Here is a 4,337-nt window from a genome sequence, read left to right on the forward strand (position 1 = left end):
ACCCAGATGTTCTTCGACGTCGAGCACTACCTGCGCCTGCGCGACCGGGTGGCCGCCTTCGACCCGGTCGAGGGCGCAAAGCCGATCATCCCCGAGCTGATGCCGATCACCTCGCTGCGCACGGTCACCCGCGCCGAGGAACTGTGCGGACGGCCGCTGCCGCCTGCGGTGCTCGACCGCCTGCGCCGGGCCGCGGGCGACGGGCCGGAGGAGAACCGGGCCGCGGTGCGCGAGGTGGGCATCGAGATCGCCACCGAGATGGCGCAGCGCCTGATCGACGAGGGCGCGCCCTGCCTGCACTTCATCACGCTGAACTTCGCCAAGGCGACCAGCGAGGTGCTCAGCAACCTCGGCTACGGGGTGTGCCCCGCGCCCGCCCCGGCCTGACCCGGCGCGCACCGGGGCGGGTATCGGCCGACCGCCCGCACCCGGCGGCCGCGCGGCACGGTGGCGGCGGCACGGTCCACCGCCCCGGGCGCACGGGCGGGGGTGTCACGGGCGGGATGACACGGGCGGGATGACACGGGCGGGGATGTTCAGGCCGCGGCGGCCTCGCGCAGGCCCCAGGCCTCGGCGAGCAGGCGGTGCGATGCCAGGCGCGCCTTGTGATCGTGGGTGACGCTGGTGATCAGCAGTTCGTCCGCGCCGGTGGCGCGTCGCAGCGCCTCGAGCCGCTCCACGACGGTGGACGGGGAGCCGACGAACTGGGTCAGCAGCCGGTCTCGCACCACGCGGTGCTGTTCGGGGGACAGCGGCGGTGCGGTGGCGGGGTCGAGCACGGGTTTCGCGCCACCTTCGGCGCGAATGCTGTGCACCCAGTGCCCGTAGGTGGAGGCCAGGTGTCGCGCGGTCTCGTCGTCCTCGGCGACCACCACGTCGGCGGAGACCACCACGTACGGTTCGGCCAGTTCCACCGAGGGCCGGAAGGCGGCGCGATAGGCGTCCACCGCGTCCAGCGCCGTCGCGGGCACGGTGTGATAAGCCACCGCGAACGGCAGCCCGAGCCTGCCCGCCAGCTGCGCGCTCTCACCGGCGCTGGTGCCGAACAGCCACAGCTGCACCCTGGCCCGCTCGCCGGGCACCGCGTGCAGCTCCACCCCCTCGGGGGTGCGGTAGGTGCCGTCGAGCAGCGCGCGCACCTGGTCCACGTACTCGGTGAACGCCACCGGCTCGGCGCCCGGCTGGTAGAGGGTCCGGTCCTGGGCGAGATAGCGTTCCTTGCCGGCCAGGCTGCCGAAATCGAACGGCGGCGGGATCACCACGCCGTCGCGCACCCGCACCTCGTCACCGGCCGCGCCGCCGGTCGTCGAGCCCGCCGTCCCGCCCGCGCCGGACGGCCCGAACTTCGCCCGGCGGTGCCCCGACCGGCCCAGCCCCAGATCGAGCCTGCCGGGATACAGCGCGTCGATGGTGCCGAACGCCTCGACGACCGAGGCGGCCGTGTGGTGTCCGGCCTGCACCGCACCCGAGCCGACCCTGATGCGGGAGGTGGCCGCGGCCACCAGCCCGATCAGCGTCGTCGAGCTGGAGCTGGCCACCGCGGCGAAATGGTGTTCGGCCAGCCAGAACCGGTGGTAGCCCCACTCCTCGGCGCGCTGGGCCAGCTCGACGGTGTTGCGCAGCGCCTGCTGCGGCGTCGAACCGGCGCTGACCGGCGCCAGATCGAGCACCGACAGCGGGATGCTCATCGCAGGCCGCCGTCCAGCCGCGGATCCTGTTCGCCCGCCTCGATCGCCACCCGCAGCCGGTTCTGCTCGGGCGCGACCGGGCAGGTGGCGAACGCGGTGAACGCGCAGGGCAGATTGGCCGCGCGATTGAAGTCCAGCACGACCCGGCCATCGGCGTCGGGGGTGGGCACGGTCAGCGAGCGCGCGGTCGGGAAGGTGGTGACCCCGCTGGTGGCGTCGGTGAACAACACCCGCAGCTCGACCCCCGTGCGGAAGACCACCACCCGCTCGGTCACCGAGCCGATGCCGAGCTCGATCTCCCCGATCGCGTTGTGCCGGTGCTCCAGCCCGTCGATCACCGCGCCGGTGGTGACCGGTCGCGGCGCCGGATAGGCGGTGAAGTGTCCCTCGACGACCCAGCGCGGATCGGGCGCGTAGGCCGGGATGCCGGTGAAGCGGGCCAGGGTCGGCGCGTCGGGGTCGTGCACGCGCACCCCGTAGCGGCCGGTGCGCCGGATGACCTCGATGACGCGGCGCTCGTGACGCACCCGCACGCCCGGTCCGCCCTCGGCGGGCAGCAGGATCCGCACGCCGGCGATGTCGCTGCCCTCGGCGACGAGCCGGTCGCCGGGCTGAGCGGTGATGAATACCTTGTTGTCGGTCACCCACCAGGTGCCGGGGACGCCGGGCAGGCGGCTCGGTTCGTCGGTGAGCCAGTGCAGTCCGGTGATGCTCAGGAAGCCGAGCGGGTCGCGCAGGTTGTCCTCGCGGGTGCGGTGCCAGCGGGCCCACTCGGTGGCGAAACTGGTGACGGTGCCGGTCGTCATGACGCTCGGACTCCTTCGTGTGCGGTGCTGTGCTGATGGGTCGGCCGGTGCGGGTGCGGCAGGCCGAGGTGCTCGCGCAGGGTGTCGCCCCGGTACTCGGTGCGGAAGCTGCCGCGCTCCTGTAGCTCCGGCACCACCCGGTCGACGAACTCGTCCAGCCCGGCCGGGGTGAGGTGCGGCACGAGGATGAAGCCGTCGGCCGCGTCGGTCTGCACGTACTCGTCGATCTCGGCGGCGACCTGCGCCGGGGTGCCGACGAACTGCTGCCTCGCGGTGACCTCGATGACCAGTTCGCGGATCGACAGCCGCTCCGCCAGCGCTTTCTCGCGCCACGCCTTCGCCACCGCGATCGGGTCGCGGGCATGGCGGACCCGGCCTCGGGTGATGTCGGGGTCGCCGGTCGGGTCCTCCTCGGGCAGCGGCCCGTCCGGGTCGTATCCCGACAGGTCGCGGCCCCAGACCTGTTCCAGGAAGGCGATCGCGGTCTGCGGCCCGACCTGCTGGCGGCGGATGTGCGCGGCGCGCTCGGCGGCCTCCTCGGCGGTGTCGCCGAGCACGAAGGTCGCGGCCGGAAAGATCTTCAGGTGCCCGGGGTCGCGCCCGTACTTCGCCAGCCTGCCCTTGACGTCGGCGTAGAACGCGCGCCCGGCCTCCAGCGTGCCGTGCACGGTGAAGATGGCGTCGGCGGTGGCGGCGCCGAACTCGCGGCCCTCGTCGGAGTCGCCTGCCTGCAACAGCACCGGATGCCCTTGCGGGCTGCGCGGCAGCGTGAACGGGGCGGCGATGTCGAATTGGGTGGACCGGAACTCGGTGACCGGCACCTCGTGTGCGAACACCCCGGCCTCCCGGTCGACCACCGGCGCGCCGTCCGGCCAGCTGTCCCACAGCGCCCTGGCCGCCTGGACCGCCTCGGCCGCACGCCGATAGCGGTCGGCGTGGTCGAGATAGCCGCCGCGCCGGAAGTTCGCGCCGGTGAAGGCGTCCGAGGAGGTCACCACATTCCAGGCCGCGCGCCCGCCGGACAGGTGGTCCAGGCTCGCGAACTGCCGTGCCAGCTCGAACGGCTCGTTGTAGGTGGAGTTGATGGTGCCTGCCAGGCCCAGTCTCCGTGTCACCCCGGCCAGCGCGTTGAGCACGGTGAAGGTGTCCGGCCTGCCGACCACGTCGAGATCGTGGATGCGGCCGCGGTGTTCGCGCAGCCGCAAACCCTCGGCGAGGAAGAAGAAGTCGAACAGCCCGCGTTCGGCGGTGCGCGCCAGGTGGGCGAACGAGGCGAAGTCGATCTGGCTGCCCGACTCGGGATCGCTCCACACGGTCGTGTTGTTCACGCCGGGGAAGTGGGCGGCCAGATGAACCTGTTTGCGGGGACGCTGCCGGGTCACGACGGCCCTCCTTGCGTGCGAACGGCGTAGCGGCTGAGCGGGCGCGGCAGACCGAGGCGGTCGCGCAGGGTGCGCGGGGCTCCCCGCGCCCCGGTGGCCTCGTCGGAACCGAGGGCGGTGGCGCCGGTGGCCAGGAGCCGGATCGCGCTCGACAGCGCGAGCGGCCGCAGCACCACACCGTCGGCCGCGCCGGATCGCTCCAGCTCGCCGAGGAATTCGCGCAGCGAGGCGACCGTGCCGACGTGGCGCGGGCGCGGTGACGGGCCCTGTCCGGCGCCGCCGGTGCCCGGGGAATCGGATCGATCCGGGGAGCCGGGACCCGGTTCGGCCGCCCAGGCGTCGAGCTGCTCGACCTCGGCCCGCGCCGCGTCCGCCGAGTCGGCGAGATGGATGTCGAGATCGAGCAGAACGGTGACGGAATCCGGGTCGCGCCCGGTGTCGGCGACGGCGGACCGCAGCGC

Annotated in this window: 4 protein-coding genes and 1 pseudogene; 1 reads left to right on the forward strand and 4 read right to left on the reverse strand. The window is 73.5% G+C overall.

Features of this window, described 5'->3' with window-relative positions:
- A partial coding sequence (locus QH283_RS29045) for a methylenetetrahydrofolate reductase (protein ID WP_280506117.1) occupies positions 1 to 387 on the forward strand: 387 nt, incomplete at its 5' end.
- Between the two features lie 149 nt (positions 388 to 536).
- Here QH283_RS29045 and QH283_RS29050 read toward each other — a convergent pair.
- The 4 genes and pseudogenes from QH283_RS29050 to QH283_RS29065 all read right to left on the reverse strand — a co-directional run.
- Positions 537 to 1,688, reverse strand: a complete 1,152-nt coding sequence (locus QH283_RS29050; RefSeq protein WP_280506118.1) for an LLM class flavin-dependent oxidoreductase — start codon at positions 1,686 to 1,688, stop codon at positions 537 to 539.
- Complete coding sequence (locus QH283_RS29055; RefSeq protein WP_280506119.1) at positions 1,685 to 2,494, reverse strand: DUF1684 domain-containing protein; 810 nt, start codon at positions 2,492 to 2,494, stop codon at positions 1,685 to 1,687. The genes QH283_RS29050 and QH283_RS29055 overlap by 4 nt, the downstream gene beginning before the upstream one ends.
- A complete protein-coding gene (locus tag QH283_RS29060) occupies positions 2,491 to 3,876 on the reverse strand; it encodes an NtaA/DmoA family FMN-dependent monooxygenase (protein WP_280506120.1) in 1,386 nt (461 codons plus the stop codon). The genes QH283_RS29055 and QH283_RS29060 overlap by 4 nt, the downstream gene beginning before the upstream one ends.
- Positions 3,873 to 4,337: pseudogene (locus QH283_RS29065) on the reverse strand (hypothetical protein); the annotation flags it as partial. The gene QH283_RS29060 and the pseudogene QH283_RS29065, both read right to left, overlap by 4 nt.

The organism is Nocardia farcinica (assembly GCF_029867845.1).
Lineage (GTDB): Bacteria > Actinomycetota > Actinomycetes > Mycobacteriales > Mycobacteriaceae > Nocardia > Nocardia farcinica_A.

Bases quoted from the DNA above. Each gene is read 5' to 3' on its own strand.
- QH283_RS29050 (WP_280506118.1), bottom strand. From the start codon at position 1,688: ATGAGCATCCCGCTGTCGGTGCTCGATCTGGCGCCGGTCAGCGCCGGT.
- QH283_RS29055 (WP_280506119.1), bottom strand. From the start codon at position 2,494: ATGACGACCGGCACCGTCACCAGTTTCGCCACCGAGTGGGCCCGCTGG.